Raw genomic sequence first — 24,045 nt, 5'->3', positions numbered from 1 at the left:
ACATCATGGCCGCAAAGCCCCAAAGCCACCATGCGCGCGTCGAAGACGCCGGCAGCGAATTTCTGGTCTTCACCCTGGGTGAGGAAGAGTACGGTATCGACATCCTGAAAGTGCAGGAGATCCGCGGATACGACGCCGCCGTGGTCACCCGCATCGCCAATGTGCCCACGTTCATCAAGGGTGTGACCAATCTGCGCGGCATCATCGTGCCGATCGTCGATCTGCGCATCAAGTTCAACCTGGGCAAGGTCGAATACAACGAGCAAACCGTTGTGATCATCCTGAACCTCGATCGCCGCGTGGTCGGCATCGTGGTCGATGGTGTATCCGACGTGCTCATGCTCAACGCGGGTCAGATCCGTCCGGCGCCCGAGTTCGGCGCCACGCTGTCCACTGAGTATCTGACCGGTCTGGGTACCGTCGACGAGCGCATGCTCATCCTGGTGGACATCGAGCGCCTCATGACCAGCGACGAGATGGCGCTGGTCGAAAAAGTCGCAAGCTAACACTATCTAGTAGGCATCTCGGCGTGCAAACCTTGGACGTCCAATCTGGCTTCACCGCCGAGCGGCAATTCGAATTCAGCGATAGCGACTTTGCACGTGTGCGAAGCATGATTCATGCACGCGCTGGCATTTCGCTCGGCGGACACAAGCGCGAGATGGTGTATAGCCGCCTCTCCAGGCGCTTGCGTGCGCTCGATCAGGTGGCGTTCAAGCGCTATCTCGACGATCTTGAGGCGCGGCACGATGCGCCGGAGTGGGAGCATTTCGTCAACGCGTTGACGACCAACCTCACATCGTTCTTCCGTGAGGCGCATCATTTTCCGCTGCTCGATGCCTTCGTGCGAACGCGGCCCGGGCCGATTTCGGTGTGGTGCTGTGCGGCGTCCACGGGCGAAGAGCCTTATTCGATCGCGATTACCTTGGCAGAAGCACTGGGTCCCAAAGTGTCGAATGCGTCGGTGTTCGCCACCGACATCGACACAAATGTGCTCGCGCAAGCGCGGCAGGCGACCTATAACTTCGAGCGCGTCTCCAAGATGTCTGAGGAGCGCCTGCGACGCTTCTTCCTCAAGGGGCGCAATACCTCTGCCGGCCGGGTGCGCGTCAAGCCCGAGATCGCGTCGATGGTGCAGTTCGATACGCTCAACCTGCTTGCCCCCAGTTGGTCGATCGATACTCGTTTCGACGTTATTTTCTGTCGCAACGTCATGATTTATTTTGATAAACCCACGCAGGCGCGGATTCTGGAGCGATTCGCGCCGTTGCTCAAGCCGGGCGGGTTGCTGTTTGCGGGACATTCCGAGAATTTCACGTACATCACCCAGAGTTTCCGCCTGCGCGGACAAACGGTATATGAGCTGGCGAGTGGGGGTGTGCTGCGGGAGAAGGATGTATGACGCAAAAAATTAAGGTCCTGTGTGTAGATGATTCTGCATTGGTGCGCGGTCTGATGACCGAAATCATCAACGGTCAGCCCGACATGGAAGTGGTGGCGACTGCGCCCGATCCCTACGTGGCGCGGGATCTGATCAAGCGACACAATCCGGATGTGTTGACGCTGGACGTCGAAATGCCCCGCATGGATGGCCTCGATTTCCTTGAAAAACTGATGCGCTTGCGGCCGATGCCGGTCGTGATGGTGTCTTCGCTTACTGAGCGCGGCTCCGAGATCACGCTGCGCGCGCTCGAGTTGGGCGCGATCGACTTCGTGACCAAGCCGCGTCTGGGCATTCGCGACGGCCTGCTCGAGTACACCGAGATGATCGCCGACAAGATTCGCGCAGCCTCACGTGCTCGTATTCGACCCGCCGCGCCGGCGGCAAGTGCGCCACCGGTGGCGACGCTGAAGCGGCCGTTGTCCAGTTCCGAGAAGCTGGTCATCATCGGCTCGTCCACGGGCGGCACCGAAGCCATCCGAACGGTGCTGCAGCCGTTGCCGCCAGACAGCCCGGCCATCCTGATCACGCAGCACATGCCTGCCGGTTTCACGCGGTCGTTTGCGCAGCGGCTCGATTCGCTGTGTGCCGTCACTGTGTGCGAGGCTCAGCACGGTCAGCGCGTTCTGCCTGGTCACGTCTATCTGGCGCCTGGTGGCGAGCAACACATGCGCTTGGGCCGCAGTGGCGCCAATTACGTGGTCGAGCTCGAAGCCGGTGATCCGGTCAATCGTCATCGCCCGTCGGTCGATGTGCTGTTTCGTTCAGCTGCCGCGAATGCTGGACGCAACGCGATCGGCGTGATCCTGACCGGCATGGGCAAGGATGGCGCGGCCGGTCTGTTGCAGATGCGCCAGGCGGGCGCACACACGGTGGCGCAGGACGAGGCAAGTTGCGTCGTATTCGGTATGCCCAGAGAGGCTATCGCCCTGGGTGCCGCCGAGTCCGTCGTCACATTGAATTCAATGAGTGAACATATTTTGGCGCATGTCGGCGACCGAGGTAATCGCGTCTGACGCGATACCGTCATCGGTCACCGTGCGTGGCATTTCAATTTCTGGAGTTCGACCATGGTAGACAAAAGTCTGAAAATTCTGGTGGTGGATGATTTCCCCACCATGCGGCGCATCATCCGCAATTTGCTGAAAGAGCTGGGCTTCGAGAACGTCGACGAAGCGGAAGACGGCGCGCAGGGACTGGACAAGCTGCGCAATGGCGGCTTTCAGTTCGTCGTGTCGGACTGGAATATGCCCAATATGGACGGGTTGACGATGTTGCAAAACATCCGCGCCGATGCTGCGCTTTCCAAGCTGCCCGTGTTGATGGTGACGGCTGAAGCCAAGAAGGAAAACATTGTCGCGGCCGCTCAGGCTGGCGCCAACGGCTATGTGGTCAAGCCCTTCACCGCTGCAACGCTTGAAGAGAAGCTCAACAAGATCTTCGAAAAGCTCGGTGCTTAAGGATCCACGATGACTACATCTCCGCCATTGATGATCACCGAGTCGCCCGATCTGATCCACAAGATTGCGTCGCTCACGCGCATGCTGCGCGACAGTGTGCGCGAACTCGGCCTGGATCAAGCGCTCAAGGACGCCGCCGAAGCGATTCCGGACGCGCGTGACCGCTTGCGTTATGTGGCCCGGATGACCGAACAGGCCGCCGAGCGCGTGCTGACCGCCACCGAAGAAGCGCAGCCGATTCAGGACGGTCTGGCCAAGCAGGCGAAGGCACTCGATGGTCGTTGGACCGAGTGGTTCGAGCAGCAGCCGCTCGAGCTGACGGACGCAAAGGCCCTTGTCGCCGATACCCGTGCCTATCTTGGTCACGTGCCTGCGCAGACGCACATCACCCAGGCCAAGTTGATGGAAATCATCATGGCGCAGGACTTCCAGGACCTGACGGGCCAGGTCATCATGAAAATGATGGATGTGATCGGGCTCATCGAGCGCGAACTCGTGCAGGTGTTGCTCGACAATGTGCCGCAGGAACGCCGCGACGAGGCCGCAGGCTTGTTGAACGGGCCCCAGGTCAATCCCGCCGGCAAGGCGGACGTCGTCACCAGTCAGGATCAGGTGGACGACCTGCTGGCCAGCCTGGGCTTTTAAGCGCAGGCACATCTTCGGACGATGGTGGTGGAATAGGGTGGTTTTCCGCCCGTTGCTTCCACGATCGCGGCGTCTTGCCGAATTCTAGAATGCGTTATGGGTGACCTGGGCCGACCTCCGTGCCCGCACCGTAACGCATTGCCGAATGTCCGAAGAAAGCGATCTCGAAAAGACAGAAGCCGCTTCTCCCCGGCGCCTTGAAAAGGCGCGAGAGGAGGGGCAGGTTGCGCGTTCGCGCGAGTTGGGTACGTTCGCCTTGCTGGCAGCCGGTGCGGCAGCATTGTGGCTGGCAGGTCCCGCGATGTACCGCGACTTGCGTGGCGTGGTGCGCCACGGCTTGGCCTTCGATCAGCGCATTATTCACGATCCGGGCGTCATGGTCGCCATGGCGGTGGATTCCGCCGGCCAGGTGTTGCTCATGCTGTTGCCGATATTCGGGGTGTTGATGGTCGCTGCGGTCGTGTCATCGATCGTCTTGGGCGGACTGGTGTTTTCCGCGCAAGCATTGGCGCCCAAGTTCTCCAAAATCAGCCCCATTGCTGGCATCAAGCGGATGTTCTCGGCCCAAACCCTGGCAGAGCTCTTCAAGGCGGTCGCGAAAGCGGTGATGGTGGGCGGCATCGGCGCCGCAGTCATCTGGCACTATCACCGCGAGATGTTGGCGCTGATGCACGCCGCGGCACCCGAAGCGTTGGCGCGGATGATCAGCGTGGTTGCCCTGTGTGCAGCCCTCATCATTTCATCGCTGCTGATCATCGTGGCACTCGATGTGCCGTGGCAACTTTGGCAGCACTACAAGAAACTGCGTATGTCCAAGCAGGACGTCAAGCAGGAACACAAGGAAAGCGACGGCGACCCGCATATCAAGGCGCGTATTCGTCAAGAGCAGCGTGCCATGGCCCGTCGTCGCATGATGACCGAGGTGCCCAAGGCCGATGTCGTGGTGACCAATCCCACGCACTTTGCGGTTGCCTTGAAATATAACGAAGCCGGTGGCGGTGCGCCCAAAGTGATCGCCAAAGGATCCGGCCTGATCGCGCTCAAGATTCGCGAACTCGCCGCACAGCACCGTATTCCCACATTGGAAGCGCCACCGCTGGCGCGTGCCCTCCACAAGCATGTGGATATTGGCCAGGAAATTCCGGCAGACCTTTACACGGCCGTCGCGGAAGTTCTGGCTTGGGTGTTTCAACTTCGCGTTTGGCGACCGGGCTTTGGTGTCCATCCCGTCGCGCCGTCTCAACTTGCCGTACCGCCCGCGCTGGACCCGCAATCGCCGTCCGCGGGCGTGGAGTAGATAGGTCATGGGTAATTTCTTAAGCGTCTTGCGACGTAACGGCGGCAGTCACGCGAAGCTGATGGCAGGGCCGCTGTTGATCGTCATGGTGCTGGCGATGATGATCATCCCGCTATCGCCGTTCGTTCTGGATCTTTTCTTCACGTTCAATATTGCGTTGTCGGTCATGATCCTGCTGGTGGCGATGTTCACCAGCAAGCCGCTCGACTTTGCCGCGTTTCCGTCGGTGTTGTTGTTCGCCACGCTGTTGCGCCTTTCGCTCAACGTCGCGTCCACGCGGGTCGTGCTACTGAATGGCCATACGGGTCCTGATGCTGCGGGACACGTCATTGAAGCGTTCGCCACATTTCTGATCGGTGGCAACTTTGCTGTCGGCATCATCCTCTTCATCATCCTCACGTTGATCAACTTCGTGGTGATTACGAAGGGTGCAGGGCGGATCGCGGAAGTGGGTGCGCGCTTTGCCCTGGACGCGATGCCTGGCAAGCAGATGGCGATCGATGCCGATCTGAATGCGGGCTTGATCGGCGAGCATGAAGCCCGACGCCGGCGTGCCGAGGTGTCACAGGAAGCGGACTTCTTCGGTTCGATGGACGGCGCCAGCAAGTTCGTGCGCGGCGATGCGATCGCGGGTTTGATGATCATGTTCCTGAACGTGATCGGCGGACTGATCGTCGGGGTCGCGCAACACGATCTGGGATTTGCTGAATCCGCGCGCGTCTACACGCTGTTGACGATCGGTGACGGCTTGGTCGCCCAGATTCCGGCATTGATCATTTCCACCGCCGCCGGCGTGGTCGTGTCCCGCGTGTCGACGGATCAGGACGTCGGCACACAGATGCTGAGCCAACTGTTCTCGAATCCGGCCGTGCTGTTTCTGACGGCGGGCATTATCGGCATCATGGGCTTGATTCCCAACATGCCGCATGTGGCGTTCCTGTCGTTGGCAACCGCTTTGGCGGTGGGCGGCTACTACCTCAACAAGCGTAAAACCGTGGAAGCGCAGGCCGCCACGAAACCGGCTGCGCAGGTCCAGGCGCAAGCCGATGCGGCCGCCGCCGAGGCAAGTTGGGACGATGTATCGATGGTCGACCAACTCGGACTGGAAGTGGGGTATCGGCTGATTCCGCTGGTCGATCACTCGCAAAATGGAGAGTTGCTGAACCGTATCCGAAGCCTGCGCAAGAAGTTCGCTCAGGATGTGGGTTTCCTGCCGCCGGTCGTACACATCCGAGACAACCTGGAGCTCAAGCCCAACGATTACCGCATTTTGCTCTCAGGCGTGGAGATTGGGCGGGGCGTCGCCCTGACGGGACAATTTCTGGCGATCAATCCGGGCGGCGTCACCATGACATTGCCGGGCAATACCACCACCGATCCCGCCTTTGGCCTGCCCGCCACGTGGATCGATGCCGGGATGCGCGATCAGGCGCAGGTGTCGGGCTACACCGTCGTCGATTCCGGAACGGTGATCGCCACGCATCTGAATCATTTGATGCATCGTCACGGCGGTGAGTTGCTTGGCCGTCAGGAGGTGCAGTCGTTGCTGGACCGGGTGTCGCGCGAAGCGCCGAAGTTGGTTGAAGATCTCGTACCCAAGACATTGTCGCTTACCGTGCTGCAGAAAGTACTGCGCGGATTGCTGGCCGAGGAAGTGCCGATACGCGATATGCGCACGATCATCGATACGCTGGCCGAGAACGCGCCGCGCCTGTCGGCAATTGCGCAAAGCGCGGGTGGTCAGCCGGATACCAACGAGCTTATCGCACTGGTTCGGCGGTCGCTCGGCCGTGCGATCGTGCAGCAATACTACCCGGGCGAGGGGGAGATTCGCGTGATCGGTATCGACGTCAAACTCGAACGGGTGCTCAGCCAGGCGCTCACGACGAGCGGTGGACTTGAGCCGGGTCTTGCCGAAACCCTGCTACGCGAAGCGCAGACCTGCGTCGCTCGAGAAGAGGCTGCCGGCAACGTCCCCGTGTTGATGGTGTCGCCGCTGCTGCGGCCGTCGCTCTCACGCTTTTTGCGTCATCATCTGCCCCAACTGGGCGTGCTGGCCAATACCGAAATTCCTGACGAACGCATGGTGCGCGTCACCAATCTGATTGGTGGAACTAACTCGTGAACATCCTCCGTTTCGTAGCCGAAAACAGCCGTGAGGTGATGCGCCTCGTGCGCGACGCCCTGGGTCCGGATGCCTTAATTGTCTCTAATCGCCGGGTCGGCGGCGGAATCGAGGTCATGGCGGCGTCGGCCGATGATTCGGTTGACGAACGCGACGACGCGCAATCGGATCGACAGCGCGATCCACGATCCTCGTCTGGCGAGCGATCGGATGGGATCTCCGACGGGGCATCTCAAGGGTCGGGGTCCGAACGATCGAACAGCGCGGCCGCTGTGCCGAGCATGCCGTCCTACAGCAGCCCGCATACACCCGCGCCGAGCCTGCCGGCATATGCTAGCGCGCATGCCCCCGCACCCATTCATCGTGGAGCTTCGGCGTACGCCGCGGCAATGCTGCCCAGCGAAGCACCTCCTCAGATGCAGGCGCCGATGCCGCCATCAGTAGCGCGGATGTCTGCGCCCTCGCCGCAAGTCTCGGCGCCATCTGCTTCGCCGGCATCCGCTGCCGCGCCGGCCAGTCAACCGGCCATCGGCAACAGTGCAGCGTCTTCCACGCAAACCGCAGACGCGGGCGTCGGTGCGCAACTGCAGGATGCGATCTCGTCGCTGCAGCGCACGTTTGAAACGCGTATCGAAGGTCTGATGTGGGGGAAGGGCGCGCTGGGGCAGCCCGCAGGCGCGGCACTCTTTCGCGGCCTGCTTGAAGCAGGCTTCAGTGCGCCCCTGGCGCGCGCGTTGCTCGAGCGCTTGCCCAAAGGCTATTCTGCCGAACAGGCCCTGGCCTGGGCGCGTAAAGAGATCACGACGCATTTGCCGCTTCAGGTCGACGAGTCGCCGCTGTGGGAAACGGGTGGCGTATTTGCGTTGGTGGGCCCAACCGGCGTCGGCAAGACGACGACGCTGGCCAAGCTCGCCGCGCGCTGTGTGGCCCGCGTGGGTCGCGACCAGGTTGCCATGCTCACCACGGATAACTTTCGTATCGGTGCGGTTGAACAATTGCAGATCTACGGGCAGTTGTTGTCCATTCCCACGCGATCAGTGCGTGATGCAGCATCGCTGCGTCAAACGTTGGATGAGTGGGGCAACCGGCGCATTGTGCTCATCGACACGACAGGCATCAGTCAGCGCGATCGCAAGCTTGCACAGCAGGCTGCCATGCTGATGGGGGGAGGGCGGCCCGTTCGACGCTTGCTGGTCCTCAATGCGGCCAGTCAGGGCGACACCTTGGATGAGGTGGCACACGCCTATCGCCACGGGGTAGGCGAGGATGTATGCGGCTGCGTAATCACCAAGTTGGACGAAGCCTCGCGACTCGGCGCAGTGCTGGATACCGCCATTCGTCATCGTCTGCCGATTCACTACGTGGCCGGTGGTCAGAAGGTGCCCGAAGATTTTTCGCTGCCGTCGGCGGCGCGCCTCGTCGATCATGCCTTCTCGAGCGTGGCAGCCGACAAGCCTTTGTTCGCTGCAGATGAGTCGGACATGGCGGCACTTTGGGGCGCTGCCACCGAGCGTGCCGAGGCGCGCGACACCAACGATCTCCAGGCACAGCGGCGCAAGCTGCTGAGCCTGGCTCAGCCGTTCGACGCCAATAGTGGTCATGCCGAGCAGGCCTTCAAGGCCCTCAATGCATCCTTGGAAGTGATGACGCGCGATGCGACTTTCCTGGCTGCACGTGCCGATTGGGCCGCGAGGCAGGGCGGAACGCCGGGGGCTGACAATGCAGCCGCCGGATCGTCCGAGGCGGCGCCGACCACCGCACGCACGACGATCGTGGACGGCGCGCGCGCTTATCAGTCGATGGTCGCCCGGCATGCGACAGGCGAAGTGCTCGCCGTTCACGGTAAAGTCAGTACGCGCGGATGGCACGCGGCTGCCGGCAACTTGTCCAGCGCCTTATGGATCGATGCCGAAGGCCGGAGTTTGGGTGCACCGTTGCACCAATTGATTCTGGGGCAAGGTACGCTGTCGTCCTTCTCGGACGGCACCGAGTCGCGCACCGCCGACGAAGCCCTGCGTGCGCGTATTGCCGTGATCTCCCCGGCAGCAGTGGATACGCAAATCGTGCACCTGCTCGATGCTGCGTCCCGCGCGTTGTGTCAGGCACTGAGCGCGGACGGCGTACGATGGGTCTCGCGTTACGCTGGCAGTACCCGCATCGTCCACGACGAATGTCCGACCACGTTGCAGGCAGTGGGCAAGTCGCTGGGCTACCTGCCGGTGGATCTTTCTGACCATCCCGCATTGTTTGCGCAGCTTGCCGGTGGCGCAGGTTCGGCTAAGGGTGCCGATCCGCGCGCAGGAGACATGACGGTCTGGGCGGCCGCCACCATGGTGTCGCCCGCGGGGCGCCAGGCTGGCGCACCAAACTGGCGCATGGTGACGGTAAAGTGGATCGACCCCATCTCGGGCGCCATTCGCAACCAGCTGTACGGCATGAGCAATATCAGTGCGCATGAAGCCGACGTTCATTCGATGGTCGTACGTTTGCTTCAGCAGGACGCCGGCCGGAAATTTTTCGTTTTGTTGACTGCTGCGCTGGCCACCTTGCCGCCATGCAGCCCGACGTATGGACTGGCGCGTCGCGTAGCCGATGCAAATCGATTGGCTGCAGCGTGCTGGCGTTTGAGCGCGGCGGCCGACGCGGCGCCATTGCGTACCCTGATGACGGCGCTGAGTGGAAAGGCGGCGCTCACACCCAAAGGTATGCCGATTGCCGTCGCGCGCTTGTTCGCCATGCTGGACATGACGGCCGCGGGATGAGGTCGGCGGCAGGATTCGATCAGCGGCGGGACTGGATCGCCTAGTGATATAGGATCAGCGGCGGGATGATATCTGCAGCAAAGCACAAGGGGCGGATGATCCGCCCCTTGTGCTTTTTAATGTTCGATCTGTGCGCGCGGATGGCCGGCACACGGTCGCATCGTCAGCCGGCGACGATGCCTCGGCGCGTGGTGGTCGACTGTGAGCGGCCGCGCGCGTCATATACGGCGCCACCCGGGGAGCCACCCGTCGACAACGCTCGCAATGCCTCGAGGGCTTGCTGCGTATCGCTCAAGTGCACCTGCACAATTGCGCCGTTACCTGAATTCAATTGATTGGCTTGAACGGCCACGTCCTGCAGGTAAGCCCAGGCCGAGGCCACGGCAGCATTGGTGTCTGCAATGGCGTTCATGCCCTTGTAGCCCTGGGCCTCACCCAGTTCGGTCAAGATTTCGTTGCGTTTGACGGCGCAGGCCGCAAGCTCTTCGGAGAGCGCTGCCTTGCTGTGGGTGATGCTATCAAGCTCGGAAAGCTTGTCGCGCTGCCCGAGGATCGCCCGTTCCGCTTCCAGGATCGTAACGAAGCGATCGAGGGCGGTTGATTCAGTTTGAATGGTTTCTACGAGTCGGTCTAAGGATGCGGTCATTGAGTTTATTTAAGCAGGTCACGGGCGGTGGCTATCAGTCCATCCGCAATCCGGCTAGTGTCGATCTTGAATTGACCTGACGCGATCGCATCGCGGATGGCCGCCACACGTTCAACGTCGATATCATTGCTGCCATCCTGCAGGGCCAGCATGCGACGGGACGCGGCGCTAAGGGCTACTTGCGCGCTTCCTGTGCTTGCGCTCTGCGCGCCGGAAACCGACTCGCTACGCGAGGTGACGAGTTCCGAGGGGACGGCGACACGAGGTGTCGAGGCATTGATCTTCAAGATAGACTCCGCAGGGCAAGGACGGGTAAAAATTGTTCAACCCGATATCCGCTTGCCTTGGATTACGGCAGATTGTAGAGAAACTTTAGGTGTTGAGCGATCTCAAATCGGTATTTCGACGACGCCCGAGCGTTGGACGATGCCGGTGAGGGTTTGGCCCGATGCAGTACGAACCTGAACGGTGCCGCCGGGAGGTGCCGTTTCGAGCGCGTGTCCGTCGCTGTTGACCACGAATCCGGGTCCGCGCGCGGTAATGCGCACCTGTTGTCCGCGGACCACGGAATCGGCGCTGCGCAGGCCATTCGCCCGGATCGGGCGTCCGGCTGTCATCCGGCTGGTTGCCGTCATGCCCACCAGCGTTGACGGATCGGTGACGGCGCCAAAGGGGAGACGAAGGGCATCGCCTTCGCGGGCCTCCAGGTCGTCCATGCTCAGACGCTGCCCGGAGGCGACCGGGCGCGCAGCCACGAAATACTGTATCGGCACACTGAGGGTGGCTTGCACATACGTGGTCCATGCGGCGGGCGCGGTGCACCGCAAGCCGACCGAGGTACGCGAGCGCAATTTCGCGCCGGGAGGCAAAAAGGCCTGCAGGGCGTCGCATTCCGCCAATTCTGCGCTTCGCGGACGATCGACGCTGATCTCCGCTTGACCCGTATAGCCGGGCACGCGTGCGGCCTCTTGCCTGAGGAACGTCGCGACCGCAGCCATCGCCACCTCGTCCGGCGTTGTGCCGGCCGCAATCGGCGCGGCATTGACTGAGACGGCGCCACCAAGGGTGGCGAGCGCGGCTACCAGAAGAAAATGGGCTGATCGATTCATAACAGGAATTCTATCGATCGCCGCAAACCGTCAATAGTCGAATTGGCGAGGAATCAGCCGCTTGTTCATTTGATTGTCTTGCACTGCCGCCACCTATGATTCCTTCATCGAAAAAGCCGGGGTAACGCGGCGGCGTCCGAATGTCGGGCGTCAGAGCGCAGCGCCCTCAAGCCCAAGGAATCGACGCATGCTAGACCGGATCAGCAACGATCTCAGCTTTTTTCAGAACTCGCTCGAGCTTCGCGCGCAGCGCCAGGAAGTGCTGTCGTCGAACATTGCCAATGCGGACACGCCCAACTTTAAAGCGCGCGACTTCGATTTCAAGACGGCAATGCAGAACGCCATGGGCGATCAGAAGCGTCTGAATGAAACGCATCTCACCCTGACGTCCGCCCGCCATATTCCGGCATCGGCAGTTTCCAGCGGCCCGGCCGAACTGCTGTATCGCACACCTTACCAAGCCACGCTCGATGGCAACACGGTCGAAATGGATAACGAACGCGTGCAGTTCGCAGACAACACCCTCAAGTATCAAAGCAGCCTGCAATTCGTCTCCGGAAAGATCCGCACGATGCTGTCAGCCATTCAAGAGTAAGGACGCAAGACCACCATGGCACTGATGAGTGTTTTCGATATCGCCGGTTCGGCGCTGACCGCACAGTCACAGCGGATGAACGTGTCGGCGAGCAACATGGCAAATGCCGACAGCGCCGTGGGACCCGATGGGCAGCCCTTTCGTGCCCGGCAAGTGATTTTCCAGGTTGCCCCCACACCGGGGCAGACCTTCGGTCAGGAAGTCGGTGGCGTACAGGTCGCCAGCATCATGCAGGACAACGCGCCGATGAAGCGCCTTTATCAGCCGACGCATCCGCTGGCCGACGAAACGGGCTACGTCACGATGCCCAACGTCGATACGGTGGCCGAGACGGTCAACATGATCTCCGCGTCGCGCTCCTATCAGGCCAACGTCGAGGTGTTGAACACCGCGAAGGCGCTGATGCAAAAGACGCTCACCATCGGGCAATAAGCCCGATCAACAGAATTTTCTCGGAATACACCATGGCCGTCGTTACTTCTTCGACCGATCAGAACGCCGCAGTGGCTGCGCTTGCAGCCCAGGCGGATGCGCAAAGAACTACCTCTACGTCCTCCGATATGAAGGATCAGTTTCTGAAGTTGCTCGTCGAGCAACTGAAGAACCAGGATCCGCTCAACCCGATGGACAACGCGCAGATGACGACGCAGTTGGCGCAGATATCGACGGTCGAAGGCATCGAAAAGCTCAATGCAACGATGGCCATCGTGTCGGGGCAGGTGGGTGTGTCGCAAGGCTTGGCTGCGCAAGGCATGATCGGTAAAAACGTTTTTGTACCGGGCACCGATGTATTGCTGGGTAGCGATCCTGCCGATCCTACGAAACGTGAAGCCACGCCGATCGGGCTGGATCTTACGACCGGCGCCGCCAAGGTAACGGTCAAGATCAGCGATGCCGCAGGCAACCTCGTGCGCTCGATCACGTTGGAAAACGTGAGCGCCGGGATCGCCACGGTCGAGTGGGACGGCCTTACCGATGGCAAGACACCTGCAGCGGATGGCAAGTATCAGGTCGCAGTGACTGCTGAAGATAGCGCCGGCACGGCGATCGCCTCCACGGAAGTATTGAAGTACGCCAAAGTCGACAGCCTCTCCTACACCTCGGCGGGCGCCACGCTCGACCTCGGGCTCAACGGTCAGGTGAGTGTGGCGGATGTGCGCAAGGTTTTCGGCAGTTAAACGGCTTCCCCTATTTTCTACGCACTGCGCCATTCGCGTAGTCATCAATACCTTTTAAGAGAGATACCGACATGGGCTTCGGACAAGGACTCAGCGGACTGAACGCTGCATCGCAGAATCTGGACGTGATCGGCAATAACATTGCCAACGCGTCGACGATCGGCTTCAAGGCCGCCACCGCCTCGTTCGCTGACGTGTATGCCACGTCACGTGTGGGTCTTGGCGTGCAGGTCGCGGCCATCAACCAGCGTTTCGCAACGGGGTCGATCGTGGAAGGTAACGGTTCGCTCAATATGGCGCTGAACGACAAAGGCTTCTTCCGTCTTCAGGATACGACCGGCGGCGTGGTGTATTCGCGCAATGGCGAATTCGGCTTGGACAAAGACAACTACGTGGTCAATGCGCTGGGTCAACGCCTGACCGGCTACCCCGGTGGTGGCGTGGGCCAGGATCCCGTCGCGTTGCAACTGGCGCTGGGCGATGTTGCACCCACGGCCACGACCACAGCGCAATTGTCGGCAAACCTGCGCGCCGGCGCGACGCCGATTCCGGCCACGCCTGCGTTCGATATCACCAACGCAGATACGTACACGAATCGTGCAACGATGACCGTGTACGACTCGCTCGGTAATGGCCACACGATGGACCAGTACTTCATCAAGCGTGAAGGTGCTGGCGGTAATAGTGTCTACGAAGTTCGCTACGTTCTAGATGGCACCGAGCAAGGTACGCCTCAACAGCTCACATTCAACGAGAACGGCACGTTGGTCACGCCGCTCACACCCGTGTCGATCACGTTCCCGAACCCCGGTGGCACCACGTCGCCGGCAGATGACCTGACGATCGCCTTCAACTACGGCAAGGTGACCCAATTCGCGGGCGACTTCAGCAATACGCCGCTGCCCAACGGTAATGCGTCGGGTACGTTCACCGGTCTGGCCGTCGGTGCCGACGGCAGCATCGTCGCCTCTTACTCCTCCGGCGCCAAGACCGTGATCGGCACTGTGGCATTGGCGCGTTTCAACAACGAAATGGGTCTGACCCCGATCGGCGGCAACGCCTGGTCGGAGTCGCCCGAGTCGGGCCAGCCGGTGCTGGGTCAGCCGGGCACGAACAGCCTGTCGACGATCACCGGCGGCAAGCTCGAAGCCTCAAACGTCAACACCAGCGACGAATTGGTCAACATGATCATCGCGCAACGGACGTATCAAGCCAACGCGCAGACGATCAAGACGCAAGATCAAGTGCTGCAAACGCTGCTTCAGATTCGTTAATTCTATTGACCGGCACGAGCACGCCACGGAGCTGACGCATGGATCGCATTATCTACACCTCCATGAACGGCGCAAGCCGTTTGATGGAGCACCAGGCGGTGTTGACCAACAACATGGCCAACGCCAGCACGCCGGGTTTTCGCGAGCAGCTCGCGATGTACCGGTCGGTGCCCATGGGCGACGGCGACAGCTATTCGACGCGTGTTGCGACCGTGGCGTCGACCCCGGGGCACAGTTTTGCGGTCGGGCCGATGCAATCGACCGGGCGCGCGTTGGATGTTGCCCTGAACGGCGAGGGGTGGTTTACATTTCAAACGCCCGAAGGCGAGGCCTACAGCCGCAACGGTGCATTGCAAGTGGGATTCAACAACCTTTTGCAGAACGCCCAGGGCCAACCCGTGTTGTCCGAGCAGAATGCACCGATCGAGGTGCCACCCGGCGCATCGTTGACGATCGCATCGGACGGCACGATCACTGCGGTCGGTGCCGGCGACCCGCCCAACACGATTCTCAACCTCGGGCGATTGAAGCTCGTCAATCCGCCAGTGACCGCCATGATTCACGGTGATGACGGCTTGTTCCGTCCTGTGGATGCGCAAGGTCAGACATTGCCTGCCCAGCAAGCCGATGCAACCCTGAAGGTCACTTCCGGTGTGCTGGAAGGCAGCAATGCGAATCCCATCACGTCCATGGTGGGCATGATCGAGAATTCGCGCCGTTACGAAATGCAGATGCAGGTGTTGAAGAACGTCGATGCGAACGAACAACGCGCCAACGGCCTGTTGTCCGTCAGCGGTTAATCCGCAGTCGCGCCGCCACGGGCGTGCGCCGACCTTGCGAACCCCCTTTTTTTTTGAACAGTATTGCCGCGGTGGCTCTCACCGCCACCCTCAAGGATTTCTCATCATGATGCGCGCCCTTTGGATTGCCAAGACCGGTCTGGAAAGCCAACAGACGGCTATGGATGTTATTTCCAACAACTTGGCCAACGTCAACACCAACGGCTTCAAGCAAGGTCGCGCGGTATTTCAAGATTTGATGTATCAAACGATGCGTCAGCCTGGCGCGCAAGTGGGTGATACGGCGCAGTTGCCGACAGGTCTGCAATTGGGTTCGGGTGCGCGCGTCGCATCTACAGAGCGCGTGCATACGCAAGGCGACATGAAGCTGACGGGCAGTTCGTTGAGCGTGGCGATCAACGGAAAGGGCTTCCTGCAGGTCGAACTGCCCGATGGCACGCAGGCATACACACGTGACGGCGAACTCGCGCGAAACAGTGAAGGTCAGTTGGTCACCGCAGGCGGCTATGTGGTTCAGCCTCCGATCAACATCCCCGACAACGCTCAGGAGATCACCATCGGCAAAGACGGTACGGTGTCCGTGACGCAGCCGGGTGCAACGGGTCAAAGCGTACAAGTGGGCCAGATGCAGTTGGCCACATTCATCAACGAAACGGGCCTGCAGAACGTGGGTGAGAATCTTTACGTCGAAACCGATGCATCAGGCCCGGCCAACGTGCTGCAAGCGGGGGTCGATGGCGCCGGTCAATTGTTCCAGAAATACATCGAAACCTCGAACGTCAACGTCGCCGAAGAATTGGTCAACATGATCACGACGCAGCGCGCTTATGAAATGAACAGCAAGGCTGTTCAAACTTCGGACCAGATGCTCGCGCGTCTGACGCAGCTCTGATGAATACGCGTCTATTGCGCGCTGGGTTAACAATTGGACTGTTGTCCTTGGTAACCGGTTGCGCTTTGATTCCGCCCGAGCCCGTCGTGGAAGGTCCGACTACGGCAATTCCTCCGGCGCCGTTTCCGCCTCAGCAGCCTACCGGGTCTATCTATCAGCCCACCGTGTACGGCAGCTATCCGCTGTTCGAGGATCGTCGTCCGCGCAATGTGGGCGATATTGTGACGGTCGTTCTGAATGAACGTACGAATGCGGCGAAGAACGTCGCGACGAACACGAGCCGTACAGGTGCAGCGAGCCTTGGTGTGGGCGCCGCACCGGGATTCATGGACAGCTGGGCCAATGCCAAGCTCGATACTGACGCCTCCGGAGCCAATACCGCTGCTGGCAAGGGCGATTCGACGGCAAACAACACCTTTACCGGCACGCTCACCACAACCGTGGTGGGGGTGCTCGGCAACGGTAACCTTCAGGTTGCCGGCGAAAAACAGATCGCCATCAATCGCGGCAGTGAGTACGTTCGATTTTCAGGGGTCGTCGACCCGCGCTCCATCAGCGGTGCCAATACGGTGTCGTCGACGCAGGTCGCCGATGCGCGTATCGAGTATCGCAGCAAGGGCATCATGGATGAGGTGCAGACCATGGGATGGCTGCAACGATTCTTCCTGTTGGCTTCCCCGTTCTAATGTTATCGGCAACCATGTCGTCGCTTATATCACTCTCGTCAATATTGAACCGCCGGGCAATCGGCGCCGCGCAGCATCTCGCAACGGTCCTCGTCTGCGCAACGCTCGCGGGCCTCGCCGCTGCAACACCCGCGCAGGCCGAGCGTTTGAAGGATCTGTCGTCGCTTCAGGGCGTGCGGGGCAACCAACTGATCGGATACGGGCTCGTCGTCGGACTTGACGGTAGTGGCGACCAAGTGCGCCAGACGCCGTTCACGCAGCAAAGCCTGACGAACATGCTGTCGCAATTGGGCATCACGTTGCCACCCAACAGCAATATGCAGCTCAAGAACGTGGCGGCCGTCATGGTCACGGCCACGCTGCCGGCCTTCGCGCGACCCGGTCAAACGCTCGACATCAACGTGTCGTCGATGGGTAACGCCAAGAGCTTGCGAGGCGGCACGTTGCTGATGACACCGTTGAAAGGTGCCGACAGCCAGGTGTACGCGATTGCCCAAGGCAATATTCTCGTGGGCGGCGCCGGCGCATCGGCTGGCGGCTCGAGCGTGCAGATCAATCAGCTGAACGGCGGCCGGATTACCGCAGGCGCGATTGTGGAGCGCAGTGTGCCCACACGGTTTGCTTCGGACGGTTTGATGTATCTCGAGATGAACACCACAGACTTCGGCACGACACAGAATGCGGTCGCGGCGCTGAATCGTCAGTTCGGCAACGGCACCGCGCAGGCAATGGATGGACGTGTCATCCAATTGCGTGGGCCGTACGAACCGTCGGCGCAGGCGGCATTCCTGTCGCAGGTCGAGAACCTTCAAGTCACGCGGGCCGCTGCTGCGGCCAAGGTCATCATCAATGCACGAACCGGTTCTGTCGTGATGAACCGGACGGTCATGATCGAAGAGGCGGCGGTGGCGCACGGCAACCTGTCGGTCATCATCAACCGCACAAACGAAGTTTCCCAGCCGAACACGCCATTTGGTGGCGGCCAGACCGTCGTGGTTCCCAATACGCAAATCGAGATTCGTCAGGACAACGGTTCGTTGCAGCGCGTAAGTACCAGCGCTAATCTTGCCGATGTGGTCAAGGCGCTTAACGCGCTAGGTGCCACGCCTCAAGATCTGTTGTCGATCCTGCAGGCGATGCAAACCGCCGGTGCCCTGCGCGCTGAACTGGAAATCATCTGACCATGGCGATATCGAGCAATCCGCTTACCTCCACGGGCGGTCAACGTTCGGTTTTCGATATGACCGCCTTGTCGGACTTGAAGCGCGAAGTGCGTGAAAGTCCCACCGGCGCCGCACATCAGGCTAAGGTTGCGCAGCAGTTTGAGGCGCTTTACCTGCAGATGATGCTCAAGCAGATGCGGCAAGCCATGCCGAAATCGGGGATGCTCGATACTGACCAAACGCGCATGGTGCAATCGATGGCCGACGAGCAGTTGGCACTGCAGCTAGCGGACCCCGGGATCGGCTTGGCGCAGGCCTTGTTGCGCCAGATGCAGGGAAACAGTGGCACGTTGCAAACCGAAGGCGACGACAAGAACGTCGTACCGGACGGCAGCCCCGAAGCCAATTCGCCTGCGGGATTGCTTGCACGCAAGCTGCGGGTGGACAGCGCGTTCAATCCGGAAGAGGGCAGCATGCCGAGCATCTCGGCGCTGTTGCAAGTACTCGAGCGGAATCGTCCTGGCGATCGTGCAGATGCAGCCGCCGATGGCGCGCCCGATCATGTCGTTGCATTTGTATCTCGCATGCGCGATGCGGCAAACGTCGCCGCCGAAGATAGCGGCGTGCCGGCGCGTCTGATTCTCGGTCAGGCTGCGCTTGAGTCGGGCTGGGGCAAACGCGAAATCAAGCACGAGAACGGCTCGACCTCCTACAACCTGTTCGGCATCAAGGCAGGATCGAACTGGTCGGGCAAGGTGGTCAACGTGATGACCACCGAATTCGTGGATGGCGTGCCGCGCAAGATGATCCAGCCGTTCCGCGCCTACAACTCCTATGAGGAATCGTTCACCGACTACGCCCGCCTCATTGGCAACAGCCCGCGGTACGAGTCTGTAACGACCGCGCGCAACGCGGTCGACGCTGCGCACAAAATTCAAGCGGCAGGTTACGCGACCGATCCAAACTATGCGAAAAAGCTCATAGATATCATGAGCTTGATGCAGGGAAGCGTGGCGCGCGCCGATATTTCCATCGCGCGCTAAATATCGCCGTCGTCCTGCCGTTAATCATTCATAACGCCTAAGCGATTTTGGTAACAAGAGGACATCTGCATGAATCTGTTTAATTTGGGTCTCACCGGCGTCCGTACGTCGGAACTGCGTCTTCAGGTCGCGGCCAACAACATGCAGAACGTCCTTACGCCAGGCTACAACCGCCAGAGCGTACAGGTTGCCACGAATAGTGCGATGTCTACCGGTACCGGCTACATCGGCATGGGTGTAAACGCGGTCACGATTCAGCGCGCGTATGACGGATTCCTGTACCAGCAGCTCAGCGGTGCCGAGAGCAAGGAATCGAGCCTGCGCACGCAGTCATCGCAGTTGACGCAGATCGCGTCACTATTCTCCGATCGCACTGTGGGCGTTTCGCCGGCGATTTCGGCATTTTTCTCGAGCTTGAACAGTCTGGCCAGTAGCCCAGCCGATCCTGCCATCCGCGAAGATGTCATCGGTAAGGGAAATACGCTCGTTAGCCAGATCAAGTCGGCCTACAACGAATTGCAAACCCAGCGCGACGGTCTCAACACGCAGATCTCGAATGCCGTCACGCAGGTCAACAGCTATCTGAATGAAATCAACGACCTCAACAAGAGCATCACGACGGCAACCGGTACGGGTCACGCGCCTAACGACCTGCTCGATCTGCGTGACCAAAAGCTGCGCGAGCTGAACAGTCTCGTCGGCATTAAAACCGTACCTGACGGCGATCGCGTTACGGTTACGCTGGAAAACGGTACCACGCTGTTATCGGGCAATAAGGTTTACCCTTTGGTGGCCAAGCCGTCGGATGCTGACCCGCAACGCGTTGTTGTTGCCGCAACGATTCAGACCGGTCCGACCACCTCGCAAACCGTCGACATGGCCGATTCATCCATCGTGAATGGCACATTGGGTGGCCTCGTATCGGTTCGCGCCAATTCCCTGGATGGTGCGCAAAACCGTTTGGGCCAGTTGTCGATTGCGCTGGCCACTGCGTTCAACGCGATTCACAGCACCGGCAAGACTGCCGCGGGCGCCGGTGGTGGTGACTTCTTTTCGATCGGCAATCCGAAGATTCTCAAGAATGCGGGTAACACAGGCGCTGCTGCGCTCAAGCCGGCATATAAGCTCGACGACATCGCGAAATTGAATACCAGCGACTATCAGATCCGGTTCGATGCCACGGCTGGTGAATACATGGTGACGCGTCTGCCCAACGGCACAGCGATCAGTGCGGGCACCGGCCCGCTAAACCTGGATGGCGTTTCGATTGAAGTCGAAGGCGATGCAGCTGACGGTGACACCTGGATTCTTTCGCCGACCCGAGACGCCGCGCGGGATCTCACGCAATTGGTCCAGAACTCGGAAGACATCGCCGCGGCAGACGCTGCTGGTGGTTCGGCCAACGGCGCAACGGCTAAGGCGCTTGCGGCCCTGCAGAGTGACCGTATTTTCAATAGCGGCACCGCCAACCTGACCGAGTTGTATTCACAGTTTGTGAACGTGATCGGTGTGGATGCCGCCGGCGTCAAGTCCGCTTTCGAAGCCCAGACCAAATTGGCGAATGAGCGATTTGCCGCTCAGCAGAATGTGTCGGGTACGAGCGAAACACTGGAAATGAACGACATGATGACGTTTCAACGTCAGTACCAGGCCAGCGCCAAGGTACTGCAAACCGCATCGACGATTTTTGACACCATTCTCGGATTGAAGGGCTGAGCGCGCATCGCGCCTCGCGCTTAAGTGGAGTAGAACGACATGATGATCAGCACGCAGATGAGCTACAGGAATAGCCAGAACGCTATTTCCTCCGCCCGTGCCAAGGCCGATGAGCAAATGCTCAAGAACGCGGACATGAAGAAATTCCTGAATCCTGGCGACGATCCGCTTGGCGCCGCCCAATCGATCAATACCGCACAAGAATTCAGTGTAAACAAGGCTTATCAGGACAATCGGACTGCAGCCAAGCAACAGCTCCAGGAACAAGAGACGGTGATGACGACCGTCATCGACTCGATCACCGCATTGCGAACCAAGATCGTTCAGGCAGGTAATGCGACATATTCAGACGATGATCGCGCTGTTCTCGCTACCGAACTTCAAGGTATACGCGATTCTTTGCTCGCCAATGCAAATGCGAAAGACGCCAATGGCCAATATCTGTTTTCTGGACTCGCTGGGAACGCACAACCCTACGATGAGGAAGGGGCATTCAAAATTTTGCCGCCGTTGAACGAAGCACGTACGGTACAGGTGGAATCGAGCCGCGAGGTAGCTACGAGTATTGTTGGCGACAAGTTCTTCTCGGCTGAGGCCAAGGATGGCAGCGGAAAGGTCGATCTCTTCGAGACACTCAAAAATTTGATTGACACGCTGAACACGCCAGTCGCGGACGACCCGGCAGCAATGGACAACCTGAATGCGGTCGTGGGCGAATCGAATCGCAACATGCAGTCGGTGTTTGACAACGCGACCTCAACGCGCGCTGCACTTGGTGCACGTTTTAACGAGATTGAGTCATTGGACGGGGCCGGCGCCCAGCAGTCGCTTCGCATCGCCAAGAAGCTGAGCGATATCGAAGATCTCGATCCCGTTCAAGGTATTTCGCAGTTGCAGAGCTATCAGTTGGCCGTGCAAGTATCTGCGATGTCGTACCAGATTCTCCAAAGTATCGCTTCCGAATTCCTCAAGTCCTAACCTAGCGTCGATCAGCGCAAACCATGTTTTCGAATCTGAAAGTCCGTAGTTGCATTATTGGCGTGCTTGCGCTGTTGCTGATTGCTATTGCCGCCACGTGCGGCCTGGCCATCTGGAATGCCCAGCGCGCGCACGAGAAGTTGGAAGGTATCAACGACGTCTACACCAATCAGGTCACAGAGCTCGACCTCGCCACGATCCAGGCACTTCGCGCTGCGTCGGTGTTGAATACATTGTTCATTCAATGGCAGGGCGGTGAGACCAGCGATTTGTCGGGCGGCGTCTCGGCGGCCACGCGTGGCCTGCAAGCGTCGCGTAAACATTTTCAAACGTACACAGAATCGCTGCGGGGACGTGTCAACAGTGGTTTGACCGAGAATGTTGCCAAGTCGTATACCGCCTACACGGCCGTCATCGAACGGATGGCAGGTGCGGTAAATTCGCGGGCTGTGGCGGATTTTTCGCGCAGCAGCACGCAGGCAGGCGCCGCGCGTGACGCCTACAGCGCAGCAGCCGACGCTTTCAAAGACGAAATCGATCGCTATAGCGACAACTTGGTCGCTCAGGCGCAAAGCGAGTTCGAAGGTGCTAGAAACATCATGTTGGCTGTGCTCGTCGCAGCCATTCTTCTGGCGATCGGCTGCTGGGTATTGATCCGTCGCATGGTGCTGCAACCGCTTCGTCTGGCAGGCACGCATTTCGATCGTATCGCCCAGGGCGACTTTACGGGCCGGGTGAACGTTCAGTCGAAGAACGAGATCGGTGCGCTGTTCGAAGCGATCAAGCGCATGCAGGAAAGCCTGACCACAACGATCCATCGTGTGCGGTCGGGCGTTCAGGAGATCAATCTCGGCACCCGCGAAATTGCGTCGGGCAATACGGATCTGTCGAGCCGTACGGAGCAACAAGCCGCATCGCTCGAGGAAACGGCTGCCACCATGGAAGAACTCGCGTCCACCGTCAAGCAAAATGCAGACAATGCGCGTCAGGCCAATAAGCTCGCTGCAAGCGCCTCGGATGTGGCAGAGCGGGGCGGTGATGCGGTGTCGGACGTCGTGCAGACCATGGAAGCAATCTCGACCAGTTCAAAGAAGATCTCCGAGATCGTCGGCGTCATCGATAGCATCGCATTTCAAACGAACATCCTGGCGCTGAATGCCGCCGTCGAGGCTGCACGTGCCGGCGAGCAGGGCAAGGGCTTTGCCGTCGTGGCTGCCGAAGTGCGTACGCTCGCCCAGCGCAGCGCGCAGGCGGCCAAGGAAATCAAGGGCCTGATCGAGGATTCGTCCAGCAAGGTCAGCGTGGGATCGCACCAGGTTGAACAGGCCGGCGCCACGATGAAGGAAATCGTCGCTTCGGTGAAGCGCGTGACCGACATCATTGGCGAGATCGCTGCTGCCTCTGCTGAGCAATCCAACGGCATTGATCAAGTCAATCAAGCTGTTACGCAAATGGATGATGTGACGCAGCAGAATGCTGCGTTAGTGGAGCAAGCCGCTGCCGCCTCTGGCGCGTTACAAACACAAGCCGAGGCGTTGGCCGAAGCGGTTGCCGTCTTCAAGATCGATCACACCCAAGCCGGCGGCCCCGCCCGGGCGTCCACAGCGGCACAGCCTTCGTCGGGTTCGGCTTATGCCCAGCCGTCGGCCGCTTCACGTCGTGCCTACAGTGCAAGCCATGAAACGCGCGCATCTTCGCAGCAAACCCCTGAGCGTGCGTCGATGGTGGAAACGCCTGTAGTGGCGTTGCCGGCGCCGACGGCCGCAGCGCGTGATAGCAGGGCCGCCAAACCAGCAGGCGCTTCGAGTGCATCAACGAGCGGCGCAGCAGGGCAGGGATCGAGCAAATCGGCATCGTCTGCGGGTTCGGGCGCAAGCGCTGTCCAGGCTGGCGCATCGGCTGCCGTACCGCGATTGAGCACGTCCAAGGGTCAGTCTGGCACCACGGCAACGACGGACGGTGCTTCACGCCCCGCACGAACGATGTCGACGAGTCAAGGTCAGCCAACGTCCCGTGCGCCGCGGTCGGCTTCCGAACTGCGCCGCGAGATTCGACCGACGTCGACTTCGGGGCCGTCGCAGAAAGAGGCTTCCCCGTCTGCACCGGCAGCATCTGCACCACCGGCCGCTCGGCGTAGGACCAGCACGACTCCCGGTGCCGCGCCGTCTGCCATTGTGCCGGCGTCCAAATCCACGCAACCCGTGAATGATGATGACTGGGAATCTTTCTAACCCG

The 24,045-nt window shown here is 60.1% G+C and carries 23 protein-coding genes; 20 read left to right on the top strand and 3 right to left on the bottom strand.

The features are described from left to right. Window positions 1-5 precede the first annotated feature (5 nt). The 8 genes from cheW to flhF all read left to right on the top strand — a co-directional run bounded on the left by cheW (window position 6) and on the right by flhF (window position 9,730). Window positions 6-506 (top strand): chemotaxis protein CheW, encoded by a 501-nt coding sequence (gene cheW / locus EYW45_RS18155; RefSeq protein ID WP_161136819.1) that lies wholly within the window; start codon window positions 6-8, stop codon window positions 504-506. Between the two features lie 23 nt (window positions 507-529). Continuing rightward, window positions 530-1,402, top strand: a complete 873-nt coding sequence (locus EYW45_RS18150; protein WP_407924934.1) for a CheR family methyltransferase — start codon at window positions 530-532, stop codon at window positions 1,400-1,402. Beyond that, on the top strand, window positions 1,399-2,457 hold the full coding sequence (locus tag EYW45_RS18145; RefSeq protein ID WP_161136818.1) for a protein-glutamate methylesterase/protein-glutamine glutaminase: 1,059 nt from the start codon (window positions 1,399-1,401) through the stop codon (window positions 2,455-2,457). The genes EYW45_RS18150 and EYW45_RS18145 overlap by 4 nt, the downstream gene beginning before the upstream one ends. A 54-nt stretch (window positions 2,458-2,511) precedes the next feature. Continuing rightward, entirely contained in the window at window positions 2,512-2,901 is a 390-nt protein-coding gene (cheY, locus tag EYW45_RS18140) for a chemotaxis response regulator CheY (RefSeq protein WP_161136817.1), read from the top strand. Between the two features lie 9 nt (window positions 2,902-2,910). Beyond that, window positions 2,911-3,546 (top strand): protein phosphatase CheZ, encoded by a 636-nt coding sequence (gene cheZ / locus EYW45_RS18135; protein ID WP_161136816.1) that lies wholly within the window; start codon window positions 2,911-2,913, stop codon window positions 3,544-3,546. 145 nt (window positions 3,547-3,691) lie between these two features. Continuing rightward, complete coding sequence (gene flhB / locus EYW45_RS18130; protein WP_161136815.1) at window positions 3,692-4,843, top strand: flagellar biosynthesis protein FlhB; 1,152 nt, start codon at window positions 3,692-3,694, stop codon at window positions 4,841-4,843. Between the two features lie 7 nt (window positions 4,844-4,850). After that, on the top strand, window positions 4,851-6,968 hold the full coding sequence (gene flhA, locus EYW45_RS18125) for a flagellar biosynthesis protein FlhA (protein ID WP_161136814.1): 2,118 nt from the start codon (window positions 4,851-4,853) through the stop codon (window positions 6,966-6,968). Then, the gene (flhF, locus tag EYW45_RS18120; RefSeq protein ID WP_161136813.1) at window positions 6,965-9,730 is read left to right on the top strand and encodes a flagellar biosynthesis protein FlhF; all 2,766 of its coding nucleotides are present in this window, start codon (window positions 6,965-6,967) and stop codon (window positions 9,728-9,730) included. Before flhA ends, flhF begins: the two co-directional genes overlap by 4 nt. Window positions 9,731-9,893: 163 nt before the next feature. Here flhF and EYW45_RS18115 read toward each other — a convergent pair whose 3' ends face one another. The 3 genes from EYW45_RS18115 to flgA all read right to left on the bottom strand — a co-directional run bounded on the left by EYW45_RS18115 (window position 9,894) and on the right by flgA (window position 11,485). Next, complete coding sequence (locus EYW45_RS18115) at window positions 9,894-10,376, bottom strand: flagella synthesis protein FlgN (protein ID WP_161136812.1); 483 nt, start codon at window positions 10,374-10,376, stop codon at window positions 9,894-9,896. 5 nt (window positions 10,377-10,381) lie between these two features. Next, a complete protein-coding gene (flgM, locus tag EYW45_RS18110; protein WP_161136811.1) occupies window positions 10,382-10,663 on the bottom strand; it encodes a flagellar biosynthesis anti-sigma factor FlgM in 282 nt (93 codons plus the stop codon). 102 nt (window positions 10,664-10,765) lie between these two features. Then, entirely contained in the window at window positions 10,766-11,485 is a 720-nt protein-coding gene (gene flgA, locus EYW45_RS18105; RefSeq protein ID WP_161136810.1) for a flagellar basal body P-ring formation chaperone FlgA, read from the bottom strand. Between the two features lie 187 nt (window positions 11,486-11,672). Here flgA and flgB point away from each other — a divergent pair, with 187 nt between their 5' ends. From flgB to EYW45_RS24895, 12 genes are all read left to right on the top strand, one after another. Further along, window positions 11,673-12,080, top strand: a complete 408-nt coding sequence (gene flgB, locus EYW45_RS18100; protein ID WP_161136809.1) for a flagellar basal body rod protein FlgB — start codon at window positions 11,673-11,675, stop codon at window positions 12,078-12,080. Between the two features lie 15 nt (window positions 12,081-12,095). Continuing rightward, window positions 12,096-12,512 carry a flagellar basal body rod protein FlgC gene (gene flgC, locus EYW45_RS18095; RefSeq protein ID WP_161136808.1) on the top strand — a complete coding sequence of 139 codons (417 nt, stop codon included), beginning with the start codon at window positions 12,096-12,098 and terminating at the stop codon, window positions 12,510-12,512. A 32-nt stretch (window positions 12,513-12,544) separates the two neighbouring features. Next, window positions 12,545-13,258, top strand: a complete 714-nt coding sequence (locus tag EYW45_RS18090; RefSeq protein ID WP_161136807.1) for a flagellar hook capping FlgD N-terminal domain-containing protein — start codon at window positions 12,545-12,547, stop codon at window positions 13,256-13,258. Between the two features lie 71 nt (window positions 13,259-13,329). Continuing rightward, window positions 13,330-14,532: a flagellar hook protein FlgE gene (flgE, locus tag EYW45_RS18085; protein WP_161136806.1), complete on the top strand. Its 1,203-nt coding sequence runs from the start codon at window positions 13,330-13,332 to the stop codon at window positions 14,530-14,532. A gap of 38 nt (window positions 14,533-14,570) precedes the next feature. Continuing rightward, entirely contained in the window at window positions 14,571-15,332 is a 762-nt protein-coding gene (locus tag EYW45_RS18080; RefSeq protein ID WP_161136805.1) for a flagellar basal body rod protein FlgF, read from the top strand. 106 nt (window positions 15,333-15,438) lie between these two features. After that, entirely contained in the window at window positions 15,439-16,224 is a 786-nt protein-coding gene (gene flgG, locus EYW45_RS18075; RefSeq protein ID WP_161136804.1) for a flagellar basal-body rod protein FlgG, read from the top strand. After that, entirely contained in the window at window positions 16,224-16,910 is a 687-nt protein-coding gene (locus tag EYW45_RS18070) for a flagellar basal body L-ring protein FlgH (RefSeq protein WP_161136803.1), read from the top strand. The genes flgG and EYW45_RS18070 overlap by 1 nt, the downstream gene beginning before the upstream one ends. Before the next feature lie 14 nt (window positions 16,911-16,924). Further along, entirely contained in the window at window positions 16,925-18,091 is a 1,167-nt protein-coding gene (locus tag EYW45_RS18065) for a flagellar basal body P-ring protein FlgI (protein ID WP_161136802.1), read from the top strand. 2 nt (window positions 18,092-18,093) lie between these two features. Beyond that, window positions 18,094-19,116 (top strand): flagellar assembly peptidoglycan hydrolase FlgJ, encoded by a 1,023-nt coding sequence (gene flgJ, locus EYW45_RS18060; RefSeq protein WP_161136801.1) that lies wholly within the window; start codon window positions 18,094-18,096, stop codon window positions 19,114-19,116. 69 nt (window positions 19,117-19,185) lie between these two features. Further along, entirely contained in the window at window positions 19,186-20,832 is a 1,647-nt protein-coding gene (gene flgK / locus EYW45_RS18055; protein ID WP_161136800.1) for a flagellar hook-associated protein FlgK, read from the top strand. 39 nt (window positions 20,833-20,871) lie between these two features. Further along, a complete protein-coding gene (flgL, locus tag EYW45_RS18050; RefSeq protein ID WP_161136799.1) occupies window positions 20,872-21,810 on the top strand; it encodes a flagellar hook-associated protein FlgL in 939 nt (312 codons plus the stop codon). Between the two features lie 23 nt (window positions 21,811-21,833). After that, the gene (locus tag EYW45_RS24895) at window positions 21,834-24,041 is read left to right on the top strand and encodes a methyl-accepting chemotaxis protein (RefSeq protein WP_328703647.1); all 2,208 of its coding nucleotides are present in this window, start codon (window positions 21,834-21,836) and stop codon (window positions 24,039-24,041) included. The last annotated feature ends 4 nt before the right edge of the window (window positions 24,042-24,045 follow it).

Origin of the sequence: Schauerella aestuarii (assembly GCF_009866805.1) — a bacterium.
Lineage (GTDB): Bacteria > Pseudomonadota > Gammaproteobacteria > Burkholderiales > Burkholderiaceae_B > Schauerella > Schauerella aestuarii.
Note: the sequence above shows the minus strand (reverse complement) of the source record. Positions and strands in the feature narration are given on the sequence as shown.

Bases quoted from the DNA above. Each gene is read 5' to 3' on its own strand.
- cheW (WP_161136819.1), top strand. From the start codon at position 6: ATGGCCGCAAAGCCCCAAAGCCACCATGCGCGCGTCGAAGACGCCGGC.
- EYW45_RS18145 (WP_161136818.1), top strand. From the start codon at position 1,399: ATGACGCAAAAAATTAAGGTCCTGTGTGTAGATGATTCTGCATTGGTG.
- cheY (WP_161136817.1), top strand. From the start codon at position 2,512: ATGGTAGACAAAAGTCTGAAAATTCTGGTGGTGGATGATTTCCCCACC.
- cheZ (WP_161136816.1), top strand. From the start codon at position 2,911: ATGACTACATCTCCGCCATTGATGATCACCGAGTCGCCCGATCTGATC.
- flhB (WP_161136815.1), top strand. From the start codon at position 3,692: ATGTCCGAAGAAAGCGATCTCGAAAAGACAGAAGCCGCTTCTCCCCGG.
- flhA (WP_161136814.1), top strand. From the start codon at position 4,851: ATGGGTAATTTCTTAAGCGTCTTGCGACGTAACGGCGGCAGTCACGCG.
- EYW45_RS18115 (WP_161136812.1), bottom strand. From the start codon at position 10,376: ATGACCGCATCCTTAGACCGACTCGTAGAAACCATTCAAACTGAATCA.
- flgA (WP_161136810.1), bottom strand. From the start codon at position 11,485: ATGAATCGATCAGCCCATTTTCTTCTGGTAGCCGCGCTCGCCACCCTT.
- flgB (WP_161136809.1), top strand. From the start codon at position 11,673: ATGCTAGACCGGATCAGCAACGATCTCAGCTTTTTTCAGAACTCGCTC.
- flgC (WP_161136808.1), top strand. From the start codon at position 12,096: ATGGCACTGATGAGTGTTTTCGATATCGCCGGTTCGGCGCTGACCGCA.
- EYW45_RS18090 (WP_161136807.1), top strand. From the start codon at position 12,545: ATGGCCGTCGTTACTTCTTCGACCGATCAGAACGCCGCAGTGGCTGCG.
- flgE (WP_161136806.1), top strand. From the start codon at position 13,330: ATGGGCTTCGGACAAGGACTCAGCGGACTGAACGCTGCATCGCAGAAT.
- EYW45_RS18080 (WP_161136805.1), top strand. From the start codon at position 14,571: ATGGATCGCATTATCTACACCTCCATGAACGGCGCAAGCCGTTTGATG.
- flgG (WP_161136804.1), top strand. From the start codon at position 15,439: ATGATGCGCGCCCTTTGGATTGCCAAGACCGGTCTGGAAAGCCAACAG.
- EYW45_RS18070 (WP_161136803.1), top strand. From the start codon at position 16,224: ATGAATACGCGTCTATTGCGCGCTGGGTTAACAATTGGACTGTTGTCC.
- EYW45_RS18065 (WP_161136802.1), top strand. From the start codon at position 16,925: ATGTCGTCGCTTATATCACTCTCGTCAATATTGAACCGCCGGGCAATC.
- flgJ (WP_161136801.1), top strand. From the start codon at position 18,094: ATGGCGATATCGAGCAATCCGCTTACCTCCACGGGCGGTCAACGTTCG.
- flgK (WP_161136800.1), top strand. From the start codon at position 19,186: ATGAATCTGTTTAATTTGGGTCTCACCGGCGTCCGTACGTCGGAACTG.
- flgL (WP_161136799.1), top strand. From the start codon at position 20,872: ATGATGATCAGCACGCAGATGAGCTACAGGAATAGCCAGAACGCTATT.
- EYW45_RS24895 (WP_328703647.1), top strand. From the start codon at position 21,834: ATGTTTTCGAATCTGAAAGTCCGTAGTTGCATTATTGGCGTGCTTGCG.